Here is a 22,184-nt window from a genome sequence, read left to right as displayed (position 1 = left end):
CCCCTTATTGAGCGTTGTACAAAATGACGGCGGCGGTCGCCAGCAGGTTCAGCAGCGTCAGCGGCAGGCACACTTTCCAGCCGAAAGACATCACCTGGTCATAGCGCGGACGTGGCAGAGCAGCACGAATCAGAATGAACATCATCATGAAGAAAGCCGTTTTCAGCGCGAACCAGATGAATGGCGGCAGGAACGGACCCTGCCAACCGCCGAAGAACAACGTCACAATCAGGGCGGAAACGGTGACGATACCTATGTATTCACCCACGAAGAACAGACCGAACTTCATGCCGGAATATTCAATGTGGTAGCCGTCAGCCAGTTCCTGCTCGGCTTCCGGTTGGTCAAACGGATGGCGGTGACACACCGCAACCCCGGCAATCGCAAAGGTGACAAAACCAAAGAATTGCGGAATGACGTTCCAGACGTGAGCCTGCGATTCAACGATGGCCTGCATGTTGAACGAATCAGCCTGCATCACAACGCCCATCAGCGACAGGCCGATAAACACTTCGTAGCTCAGGGTTTGCGCAGAAGCACGCATCGCCCCCAGCAGCGAGTATTTGTTGTTGCTCGACCAGCCGGCGAACAGCACGGCGTAAACCGCCAGGCCGGCCATCATCAGGAAGAACAGAATACCGATGTTGAGGTCGGACACCGCCCAGGTCGGGCTGACCGGGACGATGGCAAATGCCAGCAACAGGGAAGTAAAGGCGATCATCGGCGCCAGGGTGAAGATCACCCGGTCGGAGAATTTCGGTACCCAGTCTTCCTTGAAGAACATTTTGATCATGTCGGCGACCAGCTGCAACGAGCCGCCCCAGCCGACACGGTTCGGTCCATAACGGTTCTGGAACAGGCCGAGCAGACGGCGTTCGCCGAAGCTCATGAATGCCCCACAGCTCACTACGACCAGCAGGATCACTACCGCTTTAAGAATGGAGATCAGAATGTCGATCACCTCAGGGGTAAACCAGCTCATCGTGTTGCCTCCCGCAGATTTTCAACCGTTGCGCCCACCAGCACCGGTGGGATCCCTGGCAAGCCAAGCGGCAAACCAACCTGGCCCTGGGTCAGAGTTTCACTCAGACGCACCGGCAGACGAAGCTGCTGGCCCGCACAGTTGAACTCCACCAGCGCACCGGCATTGACGCCAAGCGCTGCGGCATCGGCCGGGTTCACCATCACGTAAGCTTCTGGCATACGCTGCTGGATCACACCGGAACGTTGTGACATTTCATCACTGCCGAACAGGTGATAATACGGCGCGACACGCCAGCCTTCCGCATGATCGAAGGCGGCAGGCACGTTGGTGAAGTAGCCCAGGTTACCCTCCCCTGCTTCGATCAGGCGGATACCCGGATCGCCATGACGCAGCTTGCCACCCACTTCGGCCTGGAACTTGTTCCACGCCTGCGGTGAGTTCCAGCCTGGCGCCCAGGCGAACGGGATCTGCTGACGATCGGCCAGCGGGCTGTTGTTCCCTTCCATCGAGAAGGAGAACATGGTGTCTTTATCCTGCGGCTGACGCGGTTCATGCACGCTGATGTTGGCACGCATGGCGGTACGGCCACTGGAGCGGTGCGGAGAACGGGCCAGCTTCTGGCCGCGAATGCGGAAACTCGCATCCGGCGCCGCGTCCACAATGCCCTGCAACTGCGGCAGCGCCGCGACGCAGGCTGCGATCACGTCGTCGAGCTGCGTCCAATCCACGTGGCGGCTGGCGTAGGTGGAATGCAGCGAGTGCATCCAGCGCCAGCTTTCCAGCATCACGGTGTAAACGTCTTTCTTCGCATCGTCGTAATAAGCCGGATCGTAAACCTGGAAGAAGCGCTGCGCGCGGCCTTCCTGGTTGACCAGCGTACCGTCGCTTTCAGCGAAGCTGGCCGCTGAAAGGATAAGGTTGGCCTTATCCATGATCGCGGTGCGCTGGTGATCGGCCACAATCAGGTTGCTGACTTTCGCCAGTGCAGCGTCCACTTTCGCCGCCGGTGCGTGACGGTAAAGATCGTTTTCCATCACGATGGCGGTGTCGGCTTCGCCGCTTTCCAGCTTCGCCAAGGCTTCATCGAGCGAACCGCCGCCGATCATCGACAGACCGATGCTGTTGGCGGCGCTGGCGACGAAGGTAATGCCAACGTCAGAACCGCGATCCTTCAGCGCCTTGGCGATGTTGGCCGCCGCTTCGATGATGGCTTCGCTGCCGGCGTTGCTGCCGGTAACGATCAGCGGTTTGCGCGCATCGGTCAGTGCCTGCACGATGATGTCGACTTTCTTGTTCAGATCGGCAGCCAAATCGCTGACCGCCGGCGCTGCGTTGTCCAGCGCATGGGCGATGGCAAAACCAAAGCGAGCCTGATCGTCAACCGGCGCGCGGTAGTTCCACGCCGCGATGTCGTCCAGACGGGTGTTATCCACGTTGGTGACGAACAGCGGGTGTTTGGCGCGTTGACCAATGTTTTGTATTGCCGCAATCTGCCAGTCGGCAACGCGCTGTGCCGCAGCCATCGCACGTGCCTTGCCCTTCACTGCCTGGCGAACCGACAGCGCGATGCGTGCGCCGGTCTGGGTCAAGTCTTCACCCAGAACCAGAACGGCATCGTAGTCTTCGATTTCGCGCAGCGCCGGGGTGTAAACGCCGCTGTTTTTCAGCACGTTCAGCATCAGGTTCAGGCGTGCCTGCTCAGACTGGGCAATACCGGTGTAGAAATTCTCGGCGCCAACCAGTTCACGCAGCGCAAAGTTGCTTTCCAGGCTGGCGCGTGGCGAGCCGATACCGATGGTTTTCTTTGCCTGACGCAGAATGTCCGCCGCGCCCTGCATCGCCTGTTCGGCGTTCAGGGTGATCCAGTCATTGCCGCGCAGTTGCTGCGGTTGACGAGGACGATCTTTCTGGTTCACGTAGCCATAGCCAAAGCGGCCGCGGTCACACAGGAAATAGTGGTTCACGCTGCCGTTGTAGCGGTTTTCGATACGACGCAGTTCGCCATAGCGCTCGCCCGGGCTGGTGTTACAGCCGATGCTGCACTGCTGACAGATGCTTGGCGCAAACTGCATATCCCACTTACGGTTATACCGCTCGGAGTGGGTTTTGTCGGTGAACACGCCGGTCGGACACACTTCCACCAGGTTACCGGAGAACTCGCTTTCCAGCGTGCCGCTTTCCGTACGCCCGAAGTAGACGTTGTCGTGCGCGCCGTACACGCCGAAATCGGTGCCATCCGCGTAATCTTTGTAGTAGCGCACGCAACGGTAACAGGCGATACAGCGGTTCATCTCATGCGAGATAAACGGCCCCAGCTCCTGATTGTTGTGGGTACGCTTACTGAACCGGTATTTACGGAAGCTGTGGCCGGTCATTACTGTCATATCCTGCAGGTGACAGTTACCGCCTTCTTCACATACCGGACAGTCGTGCGGGTGGTTGGTCATCAACCACTCGACCACGCTTTCGCGGAACTGTTTGGCTTCGGAATCGTCGATGGAAATAAAGGTTCCATCCGATGCCGGTGTCATACAAGACATCACCAAACGGCCACGCGTATCTTCCGCGTTTTGGTATTGCTTTACCGCACATTGGCGGCAAGCGCCGACGCTTCCCAGCGCCGGATGCCAGCAAAAGTAAGGAATATCGAGCCCGAGGGAGAGACAAGCCTGCAGCAGGTTGTCAGCGCCATCTACGTCGTATTCTTTGCCGTCTACATGAATCGTAGCCATAGTCAGCATGCTTCCAAGTGGCCTGCCTTGCGGCAGGCGTTAATCAAAAATTCTGGCCGTGTTGTCGGAACGAGCCGGCTTACCAGCGTTGCTTCAGCAGATTGTTCGGCTGGATGCCGCCAATCGCATGCGCGTTGCTGAAGTGCTTAACGGCTATGCCCGCTTCAAACTCTTCACGGAAATATTTAATCGCGCTTTGCAGTGGCTCTACGGCACCTGGCGCATGAGCGCAGAAGGTTTTACCTGGGCCAAGGGAACGGCACAGCTGCTCGAGGGTTTCGATATCCCCCGGCTGCCCTTCGCCATTCTCCAGCGCGCGCAGGATCTTCACGCTCCACGGCAGGCCATCGCGGCATGGAGTGCACCAACCGCAAGACTCGCGTGCGAAGAACTCTTCCAGGTTACGCACCAGCGGAACCATGCCGATTTCGTGATCCACCGCCATCGCCAGCGCGGTGCCGAGACGGCTGCCGGCTTTGCCGATGCTCTCGAAATCCATCGGCAGATCGAGGTGATCGGCGGTCAAAAAGTCGGTGCCCGCGCCGCCTGGCTGCCAGGCTTTGAAGCGCAGACCGTCACGCATGCCGCCGGCGTAATCTTCCAGAATTTCACGTGCGGTGATGCCAAACGGCAGTTCCCAAACGCCCGGGTTTTTCACCCGGCCCGAGAACCCCATCAGTTTGGTGCCGGCATCCTTGCTTTTGCCACCGTTGATCCCCTGGTACCACTCAATGCCGTTCGCCAGGATTGCCGGAACGTTGCACAGGGTTTCTACGTTGTTTACGCAGGTTGGCTTGCCCCAGACACCGGAGGAAGCCGGGAAAGGCGGTTTGGAACGCGGGTTGGCACGACGGCCTTCCAGCGAGTTGATCAGAGCGGTTTCTTCGCCGCAAATGTAACGACCGGCGCCGGTATGGACGATCAGCTCGAAATCGAAGCCGCTGCCCATGATGTTTTTGCCCAGCAGGCCCGCTTCGGTCGCTTCAGCGATGGCGCGACGCAGATGCACCGCCGCCTCGATGTATTCGCCACGCAGGAAGATGTAGCCGCGATAGGCTTTCAACGCGAACGCGGAGATCAACATGCCTTCCACCAACAGGTGCGGCAGTTGCTCCATCAGCAGGCGGTCTTTATAGGTGCCCGGTTCCATTTCATCGGCGTTACACAGCAGGTAACGGATGTTCATGGATTCGTCTTTCGGCATCAGGCTCCACTTCAAACCGGTGGAGAAACCTGCGCCGCCGCGGCCTTTCAGCCCGGCGTCTTTCACCAGATTGACGATCTCGTCCGGGGCCAGGCCCTTGATGGCTTTCTCGGCGCCTGCATAACCGTTTTTGCTGCGGTATTCATCCAGCCAGACCGGCTGTTTGTCATCGCGCAGCCGCCAGGTCAGCGGGTGCATCTCGGGAGTGCGTACAATGTCTTTAATCATTGATACTGCTCCAGTAGCGTCTCGATATCTTCAGGCTTCAGCTGACTGTGAGTATCCTCATCAATCATCATGGTCGGCCCTTTATCGCAGTTGCCCAGGCAACAGGTCGGCAGCAGAGTGAAGCGACCATCAAAGGTGGTTTGACCCGGTTTGATGCTCAGTTTTTTCTCGATGGCGGCCTGAATGCCCTGGTACCCGGTGATGTGGCAGACAACGCTGTCACAATAACGGATCACGTGACGCCCTACTGGCTGACGGAAAATCTGGCTGTAGAACGTGGCCACGCCTTCTACGTCGCTGGCAGGAATGCCCAGCACTTCCGCGATGGCGTAAATCGCACCGTCCGGAACCCAGCCGCGCTGCTTCTGCACAATTTTCAGTGCTTCGATGGAGGCGGCGCGTGGATCCTCGTAATGGTGCTTTTCGTGCTCGATCGCATCACGTTCTTCCGCGCTCAGTACAAATGCATCAGCGCCGCTCTGGGGAGCGGCTGCATTGATTGGCTCAAGCGCATCGTTGACTGCGTGATTGTCTTTTTGATCATGCATAGTTAGCGGTCCACATCTGACATTACAAAATCGATACTACCCAGATAGACGATCAGGTCGGAGACCAGGCTGCCACGGATTACCGCAGGGATTTGCTGCAGGTGAGCAAAACTTGGCGTACGTACCCGGGTGCGATAGCTCATGGTGCTGCCGTCGCTGGTCAGGTAGTAGCTGTTGATCCCTTTAGTGGCTTCAATCATCTGGAATGATTCGTTGGCTGGCATCACCGGGCCCCAGGAAACCTGCAGGAAGTGGGTGATCAGCGTTTCAATATGCTGCAGCGTGCGCTCTTTCGGCGGCGGCGTGGTCAGCGGGTGATCGGCCTTGAACGGGCCTTCCGGCATGTTGTTCAGGCACTGTTCGAGGATGCGCAGGCTCTGGCGCAGCTCTTCCACCTTCAACATTACGCGGGTGTAGCAGTCGCTGTTGCCGTCGCCGACCGGGATTTCGAAGTCGAAATTCTCATAGCCGGAATACGGGCGCCATTTGCGCACGTCGAACTCGATGCCGGTGGCTCGCAGGCCGGCGCCGGTCACGCCCCATTCCAGCGCTTCTTTGGCATTGTAGGACGCAACGCCGACAGAACGGCCCTTCAGGATGCTGTTCTTCAGCGCGGCCTTGACGTAAGAATCCAGACGTTTCGGCATCCACTCGAGGAACTCACGCAGCAGGCGATCCCAACCGCGCGGCAGATCATGCGCGACGCCGCCGATGCGGAACCAGGCCGGGTGCATACGGAAACCGGTGATCGCTTCAACCAGATCGTAGATTTTCTGACGGTCGGTAAAGGCGAAGAACACCGGGGTCATTGCGCCGACGTCCTGAATGAAGGTACTGATGTACAACAGGTGGCTGTTGATGCGGAACAGTTCAGACAGCATTACGCGGATGGTGTCAACGCGATCCGGCACCTTGATCCCGGCCAGTTTCTCAACTGCCAGCACGTAAGGCATTTCGTTTACGCAGCCACCGAGGTATTCGATACGGTCGGTGTACGGAATGTAGCTGTGCCAGGACTGGCGTTCGCCCATTTTCTCGGCACCGCGGTGGTGATAACCGATATCCGGCACGCAGTCGACGATCTCTTCGCCGTCCAGCTGCAGAATAATACGGAACGCACCGTGCGCAGACGGGTGGTTCGGACCGAGGTTGAGGAACATGAAGTCCTCGTTTTCGGTGCCGCGCTTCATGCCCCACTCTTCCGGTTTGAAAGTCAGCGACTCCATTTCCAGATCTTCTTTCTGTTTGGTCAACACAAAGGGATCGAACTCGGTGGCGCGTGCCGGATAATCTTTACGCAGTGGGTGGCCTTCCCAGGTCTGCGGCATCATGATGCGCGTCAGGTGCGGGTGGCCGTCGAAGGTAATACCGAACATTTCCCAGGTTTCACGCTCATACCAGTTGGCATTCGGGAATACCTTGGTCGCCGTGGGCACGTGCAGGTCTTTTTCAGACAGCGCCACTTTCAGCATGATGTCGCGGTTACGTTCGATGGAAATCAGATGGTAGAAAACAGAAAAATCCGCGGCAGGCAAACCGTCGCGGTGGGTGCGAAGACGCTCGTCTACGCCATGCAGATCGAACAGCATGACATAAGGCTTCGGCTGTTTTCTCAGGAACGTCATTACTTCCAGTAACTGGTCAGGTTTAACCCATACCACGGGCATTCCGGTACGGGTGGGCTGAACAGTAAAGGCTTCCGGCCCAAAGCGGTTGCGCAGTTCGCCAATCACCGGATCGTCTTGGTGATCCCTGGTTTGCCATGATGGCAGGGCGTCGTGCGTCGTTGAATCTGTCATAATTTTTTTTCACCACACTAAAGGGTTATTTCGCCGCAAGTTCACTTTTCGCTGTGTTAACCAATAGCGCACTAAGATGGACGTTAAATGAACGTCTTAAATCTCGTCAGGCGTCCGAAGGTTGGTCACCGCGATACGCTCGCCGTGTTTACGCTCTCTTTCAGACTGCATATTGGCGCGGTACACGCCCTGATCGCCGACAACCCATGACAACGGACGACGTTCCTTACCGATGGATTCCTGCAACAGCATCAGCGCTTGCATGTAGGCTTCCGGGCGCGGTGGGCAGCCAGGAATGTACACGTCGACAGGCAGGAACTTGTCCACGCCCTGCACGACGGAATAGATATCGTACATGCCGCCGGAGTTGGCGCAGGCGCCCATCGAAATAACCCATTTTGGCTCCAGCATCTGTTCGTACAGGCGCTGAATAACCGGGGCCATCTTGGTGAAGCAAGTACCGGCCACGACCATCAGGTCAGCCTGGCGTGGCGATGCACGCAATACTTCGGCACCGAAACGCGCCACGTCGTGAACGGCGGTAAACGACGTCACCATCTCCACGTAACAGCACGAAAGGCCGAAGTTGTATGGCCAAATAGAGTTCTTACGCCCCCAGTTCACCATGTCATGCAGCGCATGCTCGAGTTTACCCATGTAAACCGTGCGGTGAACCTGTTGGTCCAGGGGATCGGCGACGATCTCCTGTTTTTGCAGGGGGTAACGGTCATTCTCACCGTTCGGGTCTATGCGGGTGAGCGTATAGTCCATCTTAATGCCTCGTTTTTAACCACAAATGACTACTGCGGATGACGGTTGGTGTTAGTGATTGTGCCTGGTTTACTGAGACGTTTGGAACGCGACGGCGTCCAATCCAATGCGCCGATACGCACCAGATAAACCAAACCGGCCAATAGCACCAAAATGAAAATGGCGGCTTCGATAAAGCCCACCCAACCACTCTCGCGAACGGAGACCGACCAGGCATACAGGTACAAGGCTTCAACATCGAAAATGACGAAGAACATGGCGACCAGGTAGAACTTGGCGGACAGACGCATGCGCGCCGTACCGACCGAGTCGATCCCGGATTCAAACGGGGTGTGTTTGGCGCGCGCGCGGGCTCTCCCGCCCAGGAAAAACGCACCCAGCAGCATAAGGCCGCAAAGCCCGATAGCCATGACAAGAAATACGGCGAACGCCCAGTGATGAGCGATAACTTCAGTGGTTGTTGACATACTCTATGCTTACTCATCAAAAGTGGCGTCGATCGCACTGCTCTTGTAACTGGCAGTTAGTGCACCACATCGATTTAAGGGAAGGATAAATTAACCACACAAACAAACTGCTTTTACAGAGAGTTAGGCAGCGTTTTACTGTGGGCTTTTTACTCCTTTCTATAACCTTTTGTCAACTTTGACAAAAGTATCTACACATTAGTTTACATACCCATCATTTAATTAACATTTGATGCGACTGGCTTAGGCTAAATCGTGTCAGTCAATTGCCGTGTAGAAACAGATAGATATAAACCAACATGCTTATTTCAGTTTTACTATACCATTGTCTCAGGAATCTCCTGTTCTTCCACTCACTACCTAGGGGTATTTTTTTGATCCAGGACACGTTTTCAGCATAATTCCTCAAAAAAAGTGTGGGCCTTTAACAAATTTTGTCAAATTCAGACGTAAAAACACCTGCAATAAATTACCAAAATAACCATATTAATTCCAGGCCTTTACGCACACTCCCCCAAGTTCAAAAAACAAGCAAAACCCTTTATTCACCATCTGACAACGGTTCTCATTACCGTAAATAGTTAAACAAATAACCATTTCGCCTAACAAACTCACGCTAACCGTCATAAAGTCAATTTTGTCGAAATTACGGCCAAAAAAAACCTCCGCCGAAGCAGAGGTTTTAACGTGCAGCTTAACGCGCCGGGAGGTTATTCCTCGTCGTCGACCAGGCAAGTATCATCCTGCTGGGATGAACTCGCTCCATTGAAGCTGTAACTGTCGTTGCCGTTTTGTACGGCGCTGAAAATCGCCATCGCCAGTTCGTTGCCGCACTGCGTGTCCTTGCACAGGGCATATTGGGTATCTGGCAATGGCGGCAAGCCTTCTACCGCACCCAGCACCCGCAAATCAGGACTCATCATCTCGATCGGCCGGACCGTGATCCCCAAACCGGCCTTGCAGGCGGCACGAACGGCTGAAAGCGTCGAGGCCACATAAGCGATGCGCCATGGGATCCCGGCATCATCCAGGTGTTTGATCGCCATCGAGCGGAACGGGCTGGGTTCGTCCATCACCACCAATGGGATCGGCTCACCGGCCTGATAACGGTAATCCGCAGAGCAATACCACAGGGTCGGCGAAGTGCGCAGCACAATGTGCGGATGCCCCTCGGTTTCCACCGTCGTAATCGCCAGATCGACTTCGCCGTTTTCCAGCATATCGAGCATAAACGGGCTGCGTTTCACCCGCACATCAATCGCCAGCTTAGGATAAACCGACGTGACGCGGTTAAGCAGGAAAGGCAGGATGGTATCGGCGGTATCATCAGAAGCGCCGATAGTCAAAACACCTTTTATATTGTTGTACATCAGAGAGGTACAGGCTTCATCGTTGAAGCGCAGGATTTTCCTGGCGTAGCCGAGAAGCTGAATACCGTGTTCGGTCAATAATTTGTTGCGCCCATGACGGGCAAACAACTCTTTGTCAACCAGTTGCTCTAACCGCTGCATTTGTTGACTGACGGCTGATTGGGTACGACAAACGGCTACTGCCGCCGCCGCAAAGGTGTTCAAATCAGCAACAGCTACAAAGGTTCTAAGCAGATCGAGGTCGAGATTAAGTATCGGACGATTTGCAGTTGTCATAGTGTTTTCTTCACTTTTTGAATTCTAATTTACAAACTACCCTGGTGTGTTTCTAAGACATCGTTTAAAGGGACGATGCCTGACATGACAGTACCCCACTCATTAGTGGAGGGCAAAAAAATTACTTATATTTCGTTACCTCTATCGCCTTTTAAAATGCGATCTATCGCGGATGCTTATAGAACGCTGTGCTTTATTACTAGTGAAAGTGTTTAATTTTTACCGAACCAAAGATTTTACTCATTCACAATGCTGGATTGCCACACCAATCGTGCTGCGTGATTTCCGCGATCTGACAGGCTTTAGCTCCCCAATCCTCGAGAAGAAGTAAGTTATTTACTTCGTTGCGCAGGTTCATCTCTTAATGATTTTAATAAATTCAATTAGTAACATTTCCCATATGAATAATACGGGAACAATCAGTTAAATTTTACTTAAGAAAGAGACTGAAATATTACTAATGTAATATCTCCATATCACTCAGTTTGGGTCGCCGATTGACAACCCGCTATCAGACTACTCCGGTATTATCATTTCTTTACAGTTTATCCGGGTAATCCTTCCCTCTGGCTTATCAGTGCGCAAGAGTCTGCAGCCCCAGCGTTCTGAACAAGGTCAATAATGTTAACACCACGCCATCATAACAGGATAAAAAACCACAAAACCATTTTTATTGGATATTAAAAACCAAATAAATACTTTACCCATGTTTATCAGCGCTGAAATTGGCCTTTGGACCACTCGTTTGCACCAAAGGCGTGCATAACCCTTCAAAAGCGCCAGCGCCAGGAGTACATTGAGCGGGTTGCGGTGTTCCACGGTAGGAACGCCCCCATTCCAGCAAAAGGCCCAACTTTCTATGTCCCCCATTGAGAAATCCCATAAACTGGACAACGTCTGTTATGACATTCGCGGCCCGGTGCTCAAAGAAGCTAAACGTCTTGAAGAAGAAGGCAATAAAGTCCTCAAACTGAACATCGGCAACCCTGCCCCGTTTGGTTTCGACGCCCCAGATGAAATCCTGGTCGATGTGATCCGCAATCTGCCGACGGCGCAAGGCTACTCCGATTCCAAAGGGCTCTTCTCGGCGCGTAAAGCGATCATGCAGCACTACCAGGCGCGTAACATCCGTGACGTGACCGTTGAGGATATCTACATCGGCAATGGGGTTTCTGAGCTGATCGTGCAATCCATGCAGGCGCTGCTGAACAGCGGTGACGAAATGCTGGTGCCGGCACCGGATTACCCGCTGTGGACTGCCGCTGTGTCACTGTCCGGCGGCAAGGCCGTGCATTACCTGTGCGATGAGCAGGCGGGCTGGTTCCCGGATCTGGACGACATTATCAGCAAAATCACGCCACGCACCCGCGGCATCGTGATCATTAACCCGAACAATCCGACCGGCGCGGTATACAGCAAAGAACTGCTGGAGCAGATTGTCGAGATCGCCCGTCAGCACAACCTGATCATCTTCTCGGATGAGATTTACGACAAGATTCTGTATGACGAAGCCGAACACCATTCTATCGCCGCGCTGGCACCGGATCTGCTGACCGTCACCTTCAACGGGCTGTCCAAAACCTACCGCGTTGCGGGCTTCCGTCAGGGCTGGATGGTCCTGAACGGGCCGAAGAAACATGCCAAAGGCTATATCGAAGGGCTGGAGATGCTGGCGTCCATGCGCCTGTGCGCCAACGTGCCGATGCAGCACGCGATCCAAACTGCGCTGGGTGGCTACCAGAGCATCAGCGAGTTTATTCAACCCGGCGGCCGCCTGTATGAACAGCGTAACCGTACCTGGGAACTGCTGAATGACATTCCAGGCGTTTCCTGCGTGAAGCCTCAGGGCGCGCTGTATATGTTCCCGCGCATCGATGCCAAACGCTTTAACATTCATGATGACCAGAAAATGGTGCTGGATCTGCTGCTGCAGGAAAAAGTGCTGCTGGTGCAAGGCAGCGCATTCAACTGGCCGTATCCCGACCACGTGCGTATCGTTACCCTGCCGCGCGTCGATGAACTGGAAATGGCCGTGGGCAAACTGGGCCGCTTCCTGGAAAGTTATCGTCAGTAATCTCAACGGGCGCAGCCGGTTGCTGCGCCCCTTCCCTGCACGCCCCGGTTGCATAACCCGTCGTCACTGCTCACAATGGAACCCTCACTTGCCGTTGTAGAAGAGAGCACCATGAGCCAGAGCCATTTCTTTGCCCACCTGTCCCGCTTGAAACTGATCAACCGCTGGCCGCTGATGCGCAACGTACGTACCGAGAACGTTTCCGAACACAGCCTGCAAGTGGCGTTTGTCGCCCATGCGTTGGCGGTGATCAAAAACCGAAAATTCAATGGCAACCTGAGCGCCGAGCGCGTCGCCCTGCTGGCGATGTACCACGATGCCAGCGAAGTGATTACCGGCGATATGCCTACGCCGATCAAGTACTACAATCCGCAGATCGCCCACGAATACAAGAAAATCGAAAAAATCGCCCAGCAGAAGCTGCTGGATATGATCCCGGCGGAATTACGTAACGATTTCAGGTCGATTCTCGATGAGCATTACTACACCGAAGACGAAAAACTGGTAGTGAAACAGGCCGATGCGCTGTGCGCCTACCTGAAATGCCTGGAAGAGCTGTCTGCCGGCAACAACGAATTCAAGCTGGCGAAAGCCCGACTTGAAAAGACCCTGCAACAGCGCAGCAGCCCGGAAATGGATTATTTCATGAATGTGTTTATCCCCAGCTTCAGCCTGTCGCTGGATGAAATCAGCCTGGACTCTTCCCTGTAACTGCCCTGGCGCAGCCCGCTGCGCCGTTAAAATGCATACAGCCACGGCACAATAATCACGCTGACCAACATGACCAGCAGCGTGAACGGCACGCCGATCCGCACAAAATCACCGAACTTATAGTTCCCCGGCCCCAGTACCAGCGTGTTCACCGGCGAAGAGACCGGCGTCATAAAGGCGGCCGAGGCGGCAATGGCGATAATCATGGCGAATGGGTATGGCGAAACGCCCATCTCGCGCGCAGCGGCAATGGCGATCGGCGCCATCAGCACGGCGGTGGCGGTGTTGGAGATAAACAGACCTATCGCGGCGCACAGCGCAAACAGACACACCAGCATCACACGCGGCCCGGCACCGCCGGCAACGTCCATCAATCCACGCACGATCAAGTCCACCCCACCGGTTTTCTGCAGCGCCTGGGCGAACGGCATCATGCCGACAATCAAAATGATGCTCGGCCAGTGAATCGACTTATAGGCGCTTTCCATATCGATGCAGCGGAATTTGCCCATCAGCAAGCAGGCAATCAGCGCGGCGATCGGATTGGGGATTTCATCGGTCAGCATCATCGCCACCATCAGCGCCAGGCAAAACAGCGCGTGCGGTGCCTGGGTGATGGCCGGGGCTACCTCGTCCACCTCTGCCGGCAAATTGAGGACAATAAAATCATGGGTTTTTGCCTGCAGTTGGCGGATTGCCTTCCAGTCGCCAATCACCAGCAGGATATCGCCCAACGTCAGCGATTCATCCACCAGTTTGCCCGACAGGGTTTCGCCATGGCGGCGAACGCCGACCACGTTCAAATCATAGCGACTGCGGAACGTCGATTCGCGCAGGCTTTTGCCCAGTAGCGTCGAATCCGGAATCAACGATACCTCCGCCATGCCGACGTTGCGCGCCTGTTCGGAGAAATAGTCGCCGCGCAGCACCATCGGCTCCAGTTGCTGCTCGCTGCAAAACTCGCGCAAGTCGATCTGGCTGTCCGACATGTCGATCAACAGTACGTCGCCTTCTCGCAGTTCGGTACTGCCGGATGCGCTGACCATCACCCGCCGGAAGCGCTTCCAGCGTTCGATCCCCACCACGTTGGCCCCGTAGCGAGCGCGCAGATGCAATTCATCCAGCGAGCGGCCCACCAGCGGCGATCCGCTGCGGATCGCCAACCGGCGCGCCCTGCCGGTCAGTTTGTAGTCGCGGATCAGATCGCGGAAGGTGCGGCGTTGCCAGGTTTCCCGGCTTTTATCCCCGTCGTTATTGCCCAGCCAGCGCCGCGCCACCAGCATGTATCCCACGCCCAGCACCAACACCACCAGGCCAACCGGCGTCACGCCAAAGAAACCGAAGCCGCCGATACCTTCACGCACCAGTTCGCTGTTCACCACCATGTTCGGCGGTGTTGCCACCAGCGTCATCATCCCGCTGATCAGGCCGGCAAAACTCAGTGGCATCATCAACCTGCCCGGCGCGATTTTCATCCGTGCCGCCACGCTGAGCACCACCGGGATAAAGATCGCCACTACGCCGGTCGAGCTCATAAACGCCCCCAACCCGGCTACGGTGATCATCAACAGCATCAGCATTTTGGTTTCACTGCTGCCGGCGACTTTCACCAGCCAGTCGCCCACCTGATAGGCCACGCCGGTACGCACCAGCCCTTCGCCAATCACAAACAACGCGGCAATCAGGATCACGTTGGGATCGCTGAAACCCACCGTCGCTTCCTGCAGAGTCAGCGTACCGCTCAACACAAAAGCGATGATCACCAGCAGCGCCACCACGTCCATCCGCAGCTTGTTGGTGGTAAACAGCACGATGGCAATCAACAGTAAACTCAGCACCCACAGTAATTCGCTGTTCAAAACGGCCTCATCCGGCAGACATAGTCAAGGTCTTAAAAATTAGCATAAAAAAACCCCGCCGATGCGGGGTCTAATCAATTTGGGTGAAGATAAGGCCCGTCAGGAAACCCGATCGATTGCAGCACCCCGCTCTGTCTTTCTCACCGCGATTTGCTCCAGGGATGACAGCAGCAGATCGACCTGATCCAACTTGGGCGCATCGGCCGGGGCGTTCACCGCGATCACCTGGCAACCTGCCGCCAACCCGGAAAGGATCCCGGCAGCCGCATCTTCAACCACCACGCAATCCTGCGGTGCCAGCCCCAGGCGCTCGGCGCCCAGCAGATAGGCGTCCGGCTGAGGCTTGCCATGTTTTACCTGCTCGGCGGTGATAAACACCTCCGGCTGCGGCAAGCCGCCGGCGTTACGGCGGGCGGTGGCGACCGGAATAGAGCCGGAGGTGACGATCGCCCACGGAATGTCGAGCGCATTCAAGCGCGCCAGCAAGGCCGCGGCCCCCGGCAGTGCGGTGACGCCGTCGGTATCCTGAGCCTCTACCTGTTCCAGCAGCAGAAACTCCTGCTGAATGGCAGCCTCACTTTCACCGGGCATAAAGTGGCGCAACGAGGTAATGGCCTGTTTACCGTGAATAAAATCCAGTACGTCCTGTGGATTAATGCCACGGCGTTTGGCCCAGTTAATCCAGGCACGTTCCACCGCCGGCAGAGAATCAACCAACGTCCCATCAAGATCGAACAGAAAACCCTTACACTCCACAGGAAACCTCTTTTAATCAGGCATTGATAATTTGCGCAATCTCAACGGCGCTCAGGTGATACTGACGTGGGCATGACAGCCAGATTGCCAGCATACGCTGGTATTTTTCCCACATTTTGGTTTGGGCGTTAAAGCCGTGGCTGCCGGAATCGAAATGAGTATAGCGCCCCTCGGTGGTAACAAGGAAACGCACATAGCTCAGATGGCGCGCTTCAGTGGCGGCATCAAAGCCGAGAAAAGCCAGGCGACGCGCCTCGATACCCTGTTTGTCTTTCAGATTATCCCAGGAGACCTGCAAGGCGTGGTGCATCTCCATCACGTTGATGATAGTGCGGCACACCTCTTCGCTCATTTCGCCGAAATCGCGATCCAGCTCGCGCATCTGCAAGCCAAAACCACGCTCGATGATCGTCTGCAAACGGCGGTAACGTTCAGTGTTGTCCGGGTCGAGCAGCGTCATCATCTTGTACTGGTTCGACAGGATCAGTCGTTGGGCATGGGTCATTTCCATCATAATTTCCTCGGTAAATTGCTTATGACGAAAGCATCGCACAGCGCAATATCGCAGGAAATCACAACTCGACCGTTCTTTGATTTAAACCGGGGTTATTGGCGTTATCACGAAAAAGGCCGCTATCACTGCGGCCCTTTAACGTTTAAAGATCGTCCAGGAAGGTTTTATCCAACTGCTTGAAGGCACGTTTCAGCAGATCCGCCAGCGTTTGATAGGTCGGGGTCCCTTCCACCGGCGCTACCGCCTGACCGGCTTCCGTCAGCCGGTTGCGCACTTCATGGAACCACTGCAGCAGCGTTGGCGGCAACGGCGTGACCGAACGACGCCCCAACCACCACAGGCCTTGCATCGGCATGCTGCAGGCGAACAACGCGGTGGCGATCGCCGGGCCGAGCTGGCCGCCCAGCGCAATCTGCCAGGTCAGGGTAAACACCGCCAGCGGCGGCATAAAGCGGACGGCAAAACGGGTGGCGCTCGCAACGCGATTCTCCGGAAAGACCGGAGCCAGACGTTTGTCTGACGGCCAGGTTTTCATATAATGCTGCCCGCGCTGGAAGACCTGAAACCAGCTTACGGAACCAGACGGTTTGCTCGTCATCGCGTACCTCAACGTCACGTAGTAAAAATGGGGGTACCGCAAACACAATACTAAAAAATTTGAAGCTTTAAATTTATTTTGTGTTTGCTGCAGGCTATCGGTATCCTAAGCCGGCCTTTTGGCCGGTAGAAGATGACAATAATTCTGTCAACTTTTAGCCCTATAAAAATGAAGATTACTTAAACCGCAGAGAAATCATCGGTTTTTTCATCATCATGTGATTTGTGCACTTCACATGATGTTAATCATAAATGTCAACGGCATTATGCGCTACGCTTGTTGTCTGATTGACGATTAATTCACCACGTGTTTTGGTTTTCCTTTAACAACACGAACTATTTAAGTAGGTACTTCCATGTCGAGTAAGCTAGTACTGGTTCTTAACTGCGGCAGTTCTTCCCTGAAATTCGCTATCATCGATGCTGTCAACGGTGAAGAACACCTCTCCGGCCTGGCCGAATGTTTCCACCTGCCTGAGGCTCGCCTCAAGTGGAAGATGGACGGCGCCAAACACGAAGCGGCCCTGGGTGCCGGCGCTGCGCACAGCGAAGCACTGAACTACATTGTTAATACTATTCTGGCACAAAAACCGGAGCTTTCTGCACAGTTGACCGCTATCGGTCACCGCATTGTGCACGGCGGCGAGAAGTTTACCGCTTCTGCCGTGATCAACGATGAAGTCTTGCAGGGTATCAAAGATTCGGTGCCATTTGCACCACTGCATAACCCAGCGCACCTGATCGGTATTGCTGAAGCACTGAAATCCTTCCCTCACCTGGCGGATAAAAACGTTGCCGTGTTCGACACCGCATTCCACCAGACCATGCCGGAAGAATCCTTCCTGTACGCCCTGCCGTACAGCCTGTATCGCGATCACGGCGTTCGCCGCTATGGCGCGCACGGCACCAGCCACTTCTACGTGACCCAAGAAGCCGCGAAGATGCTGAACAAGCCGGTTGAAGAAGTGAACGTGATCACTTGCCACCTGGGTAACGGCGGTTCCGTTACCGCAGTGCGCAACGGGAAGTGCGTTGACACCTCCATGGGCCTGACTCCGTTGGAAGGGCTGGTGATGGGTACCCGCAGCGGTGACATCGATCCTGCGATCATCTTCCACCTGCACGACGCCCTGGGCATGAGCGTTGATCAAATCAACAAAATGCTGACCAAAGAATCCGGCCTGCTGGGCCTGACCGAAGTCACCAGCGACTGCCGTTATGTTGAAGACAACTACACAAGCAAAGCCGACGCCAAGCGTGCAATGGACGTGTTCTGCCACCGTCTGGCCAAATACATCGGCGCTTACAGCGCGCTGATGGAAGGCCGTCTGGACGCGGTGATCTTCACCGGCGGCATCGGTGAAAACGCCGGCATGGTGCGTGAGCTGACCCTGGACAAACTGGGCCTGCTGGGCTTCGAGATTGACCACGAGCGCAATATGGCCGCCCGTTTCGGTAAATCCGGCGCCATCACCAAAGACGGCAGCCGCCTGGCACTGGTTATCCCGACCAACGAAGAGTTGGTCATCGCGCAAGACGCATCCCGTCTGACCGCGTAACGCTCTCCGACACCGTCAGCCAAGGCTGGCGGTGCTGTTTTAGCCTCATGTTAATCGTGAAGAGGACTATTCTGTGTCACGTACAATTATGTTGATCCCCACTGGCACCAGCGTCGGTCTGACCAGCGTCAGCCTGGGTGTCATCCGCTCCATGGAGCAGAAAGGCGTTCGTCTGAGCGTGTTCAAACCTATCGCCCAGCCACGCACCGGCGGCGACTCTCTCGACCAGACCACCACCATCATCCGCAGCAACTCCACCATTCCGGCAGCCGAACCGCTGCGCATGAGCTACGTTGAGGGCCTGCTGAGCTCCAACCAGCAAGACGTGCTGATGGAAGAGATCGTGGCTCGCTACCATGAGAACACCAAAGACGCGGAAGTGGTGCTGATCGAAGGCCTGGTGCCGACCCGTAAACACCAGTTCGCCAACGCGCTGAACTATGAAATCGCCAAAACCCTGAATGCGGAAATCGTCTTCGTCCTGGCGCTGGGCAACGATTCCCCGGCGCAGCTGAAAGAACGCATTGAGCTGGTTCGCAGCAGCTTCGGCGGCAGCAAAAACAAAAACATCACCGGCGTCATCATCAACAAACTGAACGCTCCGGTTGACGAACAGGGCCGCACCCGTCCTGATCTGTCAGAGATCTTCGACGACTCCACCAAAGCCAGCGTGACTAACGTTGATCCTGCGCAGCTGTTTGCCAACAGCCCGCTGCCGGTGCTGGGCTGCGTGCCCTGGAGCTTTGATCTGATCGCCACTCGCGCCATCGACATGGCACGCCACCTGAAGGCTACCGTGATCAACGAAGGCGATATCATGACTCGCCGCGTGAAGTCCGTGACCTTCTGTGCGCGCAGCATTCCGCACATGCTGGAACACTTCCGTCCTGGCTCCCTGCTGGTCACCTCGGCAGACCGTCCTGACGTGCTGGTTTCCGCCTGTCTGGCGGCGATGAACGGCGTGGAAATCGGCGCCATTCTGTTGACCGGCGGCTACGCCATCGATGCGCCAATCAAAAAGCTGTGTGAACGCGCCTTCCAGACCGGCCTGCCGGTATTCATGGTCGACACCAACACCTGGCAGACTTCGCTCAGCCTGCAAAGCTTCAACCTCGAAGTGCCGGCGGACGATCATCAGCGCATCGAGAAAGTGCAGAACTACGTGGCCAGCCACATTAACGCAGAGTGGATCGAGTCGCTGACCGCCACCTCCGAGCGTTCACGTCGTCTGTCTCCACCGGCGTTCCGTTACGAGCTGACCGAGCTGGCGCGTAAAGCCGGCAAACGCATCGTACTGCCGGAAGGCGACGAGCCACGCACCGTGAAAGCGGCGGCCATCTGTGCCGAACGCGGTATCGCGGAATGCGTCCTGCTGGGCAACCCGGACGAGATCCAGCGCGTAGCTGCGGCTCAGGGCGTTGAGCTGGGCAAAGGCATCGAAATCGTTGATCCGGTCGCCGTGCGCGAACAATACGTGCCACGTCTGGTTGAGCTGCGTAAAAGCAAAGGCATGACCGAAGTGGTTGCGCGCGAGCAGTTGGAAGATAACGTGGTTCTCGGCACTCTGATGCTGGAGAAAGGCGAAGTCGACGGTCTGGTTTCCGGCGCGGTTCACACCACCGCCAACACCATCCGCCCACCGCTGCAGCTGATCAAAACCGCTCCGGGCAGCTCGCTGGTGTCCTCCGTGTTCTTCATGCTGCTGCCTGACCAGGTTCTGGTCTACGGCGACTGCGCGATCAACCCGGACCCGACCGCCGAGCAACTGTCAGAAATCGCGATTCAGTCGGCAGACTCCGCCGCCGCCTTCGGTATCGAGCCGCGCGTGGCGATGATCTCCTACTCTACCGGCAACTCCGGTGCGGGCAGCGACGTCGAGAAAGTGCGCGAGGCAACCCGCCTGGCACAGGAAAAACGTCCTGATCTGATCATTGATGGCCCGTTGCAGTACGACGCCGCTATCATGGCCGACGTTGCGAAATCCAAAGCGCCGAACTCGCCGGTTGCAGGCCAGGCTACCGTGTTCATCTTCCCGGATCTGAACACCGGTAACACCACTTATAAAGCGGTACAGCGTTCTGCTGACCTGGTATCCATCGGGCCAATGCTGCAAGGCATGCGCAAGCCGGTGAATGACCTGTCACGCGGCGCACTGGTCGACGATATCGTTTACACCGTGGCATTGACCGCCATTCAGTCTGCACAGGCTGATGCGGCCGCCAAAGCCTGATAACCCCCAACGTTATCCGATAAAAAAAGCCGGTCATATGACCGGCTTTTTCATGTTGACAACCTGGCGACTCTCAGGCGTTTTCGTCGGTGTCGCGTAGCGGTTTACCGTAAGCCTGTTCGTTGTTGCGCGTCAGCCACAGCGACAGCGCCTTCAGCGAATCCGGTGTGAACTCGTCGCAGCGGGCGGTGATCTCTTCCGGCGTCAGCCAGCTCACCTCAACCACTTCCTCTTCCTGCAGGGCGAAAGGCCCGTGGGAAACGCAGCTAAACAGTGCGCCCCAAACCCGGCACTGTTCTTCTTCAAAATAGAACAGGCCATGTTCGGCGAAAGGCACGCCGGCGATACCCAATTCCTCTTCCGCCTCGCGGCGTGCGGAATCCAGCACGTTCTCGCCGCTTTGTACCACTCCGCCCGCGGTGGCATCCAGCCAGCCCGGATAGAAGTCTTTAATGTCGGTGCGACGCTGCACCAGAATTTTACCCATTCCATCATGCACCACAATATAGGTAGCACGATGACGTAGCCGTTGAGCACGCATTTGTTGGCGACTTGATTGAGCAATCACTTCGTTTTGCTCGTTGACGATATCAACCCACTCGGTATCTGCAGCCTGACCCTGTTCCGCCATCCTCTAAAACCTTCTATTTTGGCGCGTTGCATCCCGCGCGCTGGTTAATCAATGAGTGTTTTTCAAAGATTTTTATTGTGTGTGTATAAATTAGTGCGTTAATGCCACCTCTGCAACAGCCTTGCCGCCGTGCAGGGTAACCACACTTAAAATGCCCTCCTCCAGTATGCCATAACTGGCGGGAAAGCCCCCCTTCGGAATGCTGACCGACCCTGGATTAAAGCAGTAAATCTCTCCCTGCCGTTCCGCCTGCGGTACATGACTGTGGCCATAGACCAGGACATCGCCGGAAGATAACGGCGGCAGTGCCGAGGGATGATAAAGGTGACCGTGGGTTAAAAACAATCGTCTTTTTTGCAGCAACACCTGCTGCCAGGATGCGGTGATGGGAAACGTCAGCAACATTTGATCAACTTCACTGTCACAATTGCCGCGAACGGCGATGATCTTGTCGCTATAGCGATTCAATTGTTCGGCAACCTGAACGGGCTGATAACCTGCCGGCAGCGCATTTCGCGGCCCATGATTCAGCAAATCGCCCAGAAGAATCAGCCAGTCGGCGCCGCTTTGTTCAAATCGATCCAGGACGCTTTCAGTGGCGGGGAGCGAACCGTGTATATCGGAGGCGAATATCAGCTTCATAACCATTCCTTTAGCATGGATATATGCGTTATTTTAGCGCAGTGGCCCAGGACGGCAAGGCTGACAAGAGGTCAAACCTCATTGGCCTGAAATTGTGATATCTCTTGCGGATATAGCATCAGACGAATCTCACATAGCCTGCTATTCTTAGCTGCTATTGTTGGTAACTCTATATACCCGTTGCCTTTCAAGCTGCATGTTGGCAGCAACTTGAAATTCATCGGGTATAGT

The 22,184-nt window shown here is 55.7% G+C and carries 18 protein-coding genes; 4 read left to right on the top strand and 14 right to left on the bottom strand.

The features are described 5' to 3' along the window. Positions 1-4: 4 nt before the first annotated feature. The 8 genes from nuoH to lrhA all read right to left on the bottom strand — a co-directional run bounded on the left by nuoH (position 5) and on the right by lrhA (position 10,380). Entirely contained in the window at positions 5-982 is a 978-nt protein-coding gene (nuoH, locus tag ACTJJ1_RS16695) for an NADH-quinone oxidoreductase subunit NuoH (RefSeq protein WP_004947259.1), read from the bottom strand. Beyond that, positions 979-3,717, bottom strand: coding sequence for an NADH-quinone oxidoreductase subunit NuoG (gene nuoG / locus ACTJJ1_RS16690; RefSeq protein WP_006326854.1), 2,739 nt, complete (start codon positions 3,715-3,717; stop codon positions 979-981). Before nuoG ends, nuoH begins: the two co-directional genes overlap by 4 nt. 79 nt (positions 3,718-3,796) lie before the next feature. Further along, positions 3,797-5,149 carry an NADH-quinone oxidoreductase subunit NuoF gene (gene nuoF / locus ACTJJ1_RS16685; RefSeq protein WP_004947269.1) on the bottom strand — a complete coding sequence of 451 codons (1,353 nt, stop codon included), beginning with the start codon at positions 5,147-5,149 and terminating at the stop codon, positions 3,797-3,799. Then, complete coding sequence (gene nuoE / locus ACTJJ1_RS16680) at positions 5,146-5,697, bottom strand: NADH-quinone oxidoreductase subunit NuoE (protein ID WP_004947273.1); 552 nt, start codon at positions 5,695-5,697, stop codon at positions 5,146-5,148. Before nuoE ends, nuoF begins: the two co-directional genes overlap by 4 nt. A 2-nt stretch (positions 5,698-5,699) precedes the next feature. Continuing rightward, positions 5,700-7,496, bottom strand: a complete 1,797-nt coding sequence (gene nuoC, locus ACTJJ1_RS16675) for an NADH-quinone oxidoreductase subunit C/D (protein WP_004947275.1) — start codon at positions 7,494-7,496, stop codon at positions 5,700-5,702. A gap of 96 nt (positions 7,497-7,592) precedes the next feature. Next, complete coding sequence (locus ACTJJ1_RS16670) at positions 7,593-8,267, bottom strand: NuoB/complex I 20 kDa subunit family protein (RefSeq protein WP_004947278.1); 675 nt, start codon at positions 8,265-8,267, stop codon at positions 7,593-7,595. Between the two features lie 29 nt (positions 8,268-8,296). Further along, positions 8,297-8,734: an NADH-quinone oxidoreductase subunit A gene (locus ACTJJ1_RS16665; RefSeq protein ID WP_004947282.1), complete on the bottom strand. Its 438-nt coding sequence runs from the start codon at positions 8,732-8,734 to the stop codon at positions 8,297-8,299. A 710-nt stretch (positions 8,735-9,444) separates the two neighbouring features. Continuing rightward, positions 9,445-10,380 (bottom strand): transcriptional regulator LrhA, encoded by a 936-nt coding sequence (gene lrhA, locus ACTJJ1_RS16660; RefSeq protein WP_004947284.1) that lies wholly within the window; start codon positions 10,378-10,380, stop codon positions 9,445-9,447. An 859-nt stretch (positions 10,381-11,239) separates the two neighbouring features. On the opposite strand from lrhA, the gene ACTJJ1_RS16655 reads away from it, so the two are divergent. Together ACTJJ1_RS16655 and yfbR are read left to right on the top strand one after the other, a co-directional pair. Further along, positions 11,240-12,454, top strand: coding sequence for a pyridoxal phosphate-dependent aminotransferase (locus tag ACTJJ1_RS16655; RefSeq protein WP_004947286.1), 1,215 nt, complete (start codon positions 11,240-11,242; stop codon positions 12,452-12,454). 111 nt (positions 12,455-12,565) lie between these two features. Continuing rightward, positions 12,566-13,165 carry a 5'-deoxynucleotidase gene (yfbR, locus tag ACTJJ1_RS16650; RefSeq protein WP_006317020.1) on the top strand — a complete coding sequence of 200 codons (600 nt, stop codon included), beginning with the start codon at positions 12,566-12,568 and terminating at the stop codon, positions 13,163-13,165. Between the two features lie 26 nt (positions 13,166-13,191). Here the strand turns inward: yfbR and ACTJJ1_RS16645 are convergent, their stop codons facing one another. The 4 genes from ACTJJ1_RS16645 to yfbV all read right to left on the bottom strand — a co-directional run bounded on the left by ACTJJ1_RS16645 (position 13,192) and on the right by yfbV (position 16,892). Next, positions 13,192-15,024 (bottom strand): SLC13 family permease, encoded by a 1,833-nt coding sequence (locus tag ACTJJ1_RS16645; protein WP_440834539.1) that lies wholly within the window; start codon positions 15,022-15,024, stop codon positions 13,192-13,194. Positions 15,025-15,123: 99 nt separating this feature from the next. Continuing rightward, the gene (locus ACTJJ1_RS16640; protein WP_004947292.1) at positions 15,124-15,780 is read right to left on the bottom strand and encodes a sugar phosphatase; all 657 of its coding nucleotides are present in this window, start codon (positions 15,778-15,780) and stop codon (positions 15,124-15,126) included. Positions 15,781-15,796: 16 nt separating this feature from the next. Then, a complete protein-coding gene (locus ACTJJ1_RS16635) occupies positions 15,797-16,291 on the bottom strand; it encodes a YfbU family protein (protein ID WP_006326874.1) in 495 nt (164 codons plus the stop codon). Between the two features lie 145 nt (positions 16,292-16,436). Then, positions 16,437-16,892 carry a terminus macrodomain insulation protein YfbV gene (gene yfbV, locus ACTJJ1_RS16630; RefSeq protein WP_004947297.1) on the bottom strand — a complete coding sequence of 152 codons (456 nt, stop codon included), beginning with the start codon at positions 16,890-16,892 and terminating at the stop codon, positions 16,437-16,439. A 355-nt stretch (positions 16,893-17,247) separates the two neighbouring features. Here yfbV and ackA point away from each other — a divergent pair, with 355 nt between their 5' ends. After that, the gene (gene ackA / locus ACTJJ1_RS16625) at positions 17,248-18,450 is read left to right on the top strand and encodes an acetate kinase (RefSeq protein WP_440834536.1); all 1,203 of its coding nucleotides are present in this window, start codon (positions 17,248-17,250) and stop codon (positions 18,448-18,450) included. 73 nt (positions 18,451-18,523) lie between these two features. Continuing rightward, entirely contained in the window at positions 18,524-20,680 is a 2,157-nt protein-coding gene (pta, locus tag ACTJJ1_RS16620) for a phosphate acetyltransferase (protein ID WP_004947305.1), read from the top strand. 73 nt (positions 20,681-20,753) lie between these two features. Here the strand turns inward: pta and yfcD are convergent, their stop codons facing one another. Beyond that, positions 20,754-21,311: an NUDIX hydrolase YfcD gene (gene yfcD, locus ACTJJ1_RS16615; protein ID WP_004947308.1), complete on the bottom strand. Its 558-nt coding sequence runs from the start codon at positions 21,309-21,311 to the stop codon at positions 20,754-20,756. Positions 21,312-21,401: 90 nt separating this feature from the next. Further along, complete coding sequence (gene yfcE, locus ACTJJ1_RS16610) at positions 21,402-21,953, bottom strand: phosphodiesterase (RefSeq protein WP_004947311.1); 552 nt, start codon at positions 21,951-21,953, stop codon at positions 21,402-21,404. Positions 21,954-22,184 lie beyond the last annotated feature (231 nt).

The organism is Serratia sp. 22264, from assembly GCF_052045345.1.
Lineage (GTDB): Bacteria > Pseudomonadota > Gammaproteobacteria > Enterobacterales > Enterobacteriaceae > Serratia > Serratia plymuthica.
Note: the sequence above shows the minus strand (reverse complement) of the source record. Positions and strands in the feature narration are given on the sequence as shown.

What these genes read in the sequence shown, in the direction of transcription:
- nuoH (WP_004947259.1), bottom strand. Translation starts at nt 982, where the DNA reads ATGAGCTGGTTTACCCCTGAGGTGATCGACATTCTGATCTCCATTCTT.
- nuoG (WP_006326854.1), bottom strand. Translation starts at nt 3,717, where the DNA reads ATGGCTACGATTCATGTAGACGGCAAAGAATACGACGTAGATGGCGCT.
- nuoF (WP_004947269.1), bottom strand. Translation starts at nt 5,149, where the DNA reads ATGATTAAAGACATTGTACGCACTCCCGAGATGCACCCGCTGACCTGG.
- nuoE (WP_004947273.1), bottom strand. Translation starts at nt 5,697, where the DNA reads ATGCATGATCAAAAAGACAATCACGCAGTCAACGATGCGCTTGAGCCA.
- nuoC (WP_004947275.1), bottom strand. Translation starts at nt 7,496, where the DNA reads ATGACAGATTCAACGACGCACGACGCCCTGCCATCATGGCAAACCAGG.
- ACTJJ1_RS16670 (WP_004947278.1), bottom strand. Translation starts at nt 8,267, where the DNA reads ATGGACTATACGCTCACCCGCATAGACCCGAACGGTGAGAATGACCGT.
- ACTJJ1_RS16665 (WP_004947282.1), bottom strand. Translation starts at nt 8,734, where the DNA reads ATGTCAACAACCACTGAAGTTATCGCTCATCACTGGGCGTTCGCCGTA.
- lrhA (WP_004947284.1), bottom strand. Translation starts at nt 10,380, where the DNA reads ATGACAACTGCAAATCGTCCGATACTTAATCTCGACCTCGATCTGCTT.
- ACTJJ1_RS16655 (WP_004947286.1), top strand. Translation starts at nt 11,240, where the DNA reads ATGTCCCCCATTGAGAAATCCCATAAACTGGACAACGTCTGTTATGAC.
- yfbR (WP_006317020.1), top strand. Translation starts at nt 12,566, where the DNA reads ATGAGCCAGAGCCATTTCTTTGCCCACCTGTCCCGCTTGAAACTGATC.
- ACTJJ1_RS16635 (WP_006326874.1), bottom strand. Translation starts at nt 16,291, where the DNA reads ATGGAAATGACCCATGCCCAACGACTGATCCTGTCGAACCAGTACAAG.
- yfbV (WP_004947297.1), bottom strand. Translation starts at nt 16,892, where the DNA reads ATGACGAGCAAACCGTCTGGTTCCGTAAGCTGGTTTCAGGTCTTCCAG.
- ackA (WP_440834536.1), top strand. Translation starts at nt 17,248, where the DNA reads ATGTCGAGTAAGCTAGTACTGGTTCTTAACTGCGGCAGTTCTTCCCTG.
- yfcD (WP_004947308.1), bottom strand. Translation starts at nt 21,311, where the DNA reads ATGGCGGAACAGGGTCAGGCTGCAGATACCGAGTGGGTTGATATCGTC.
- yfcE (WP_004947311.1), bottom strand. Translation starts at nt 21,953, where the DNA reads ATGAAGCTGATATTCGCCTCCGATATACACGGTTCGCTCCCCGCCACT.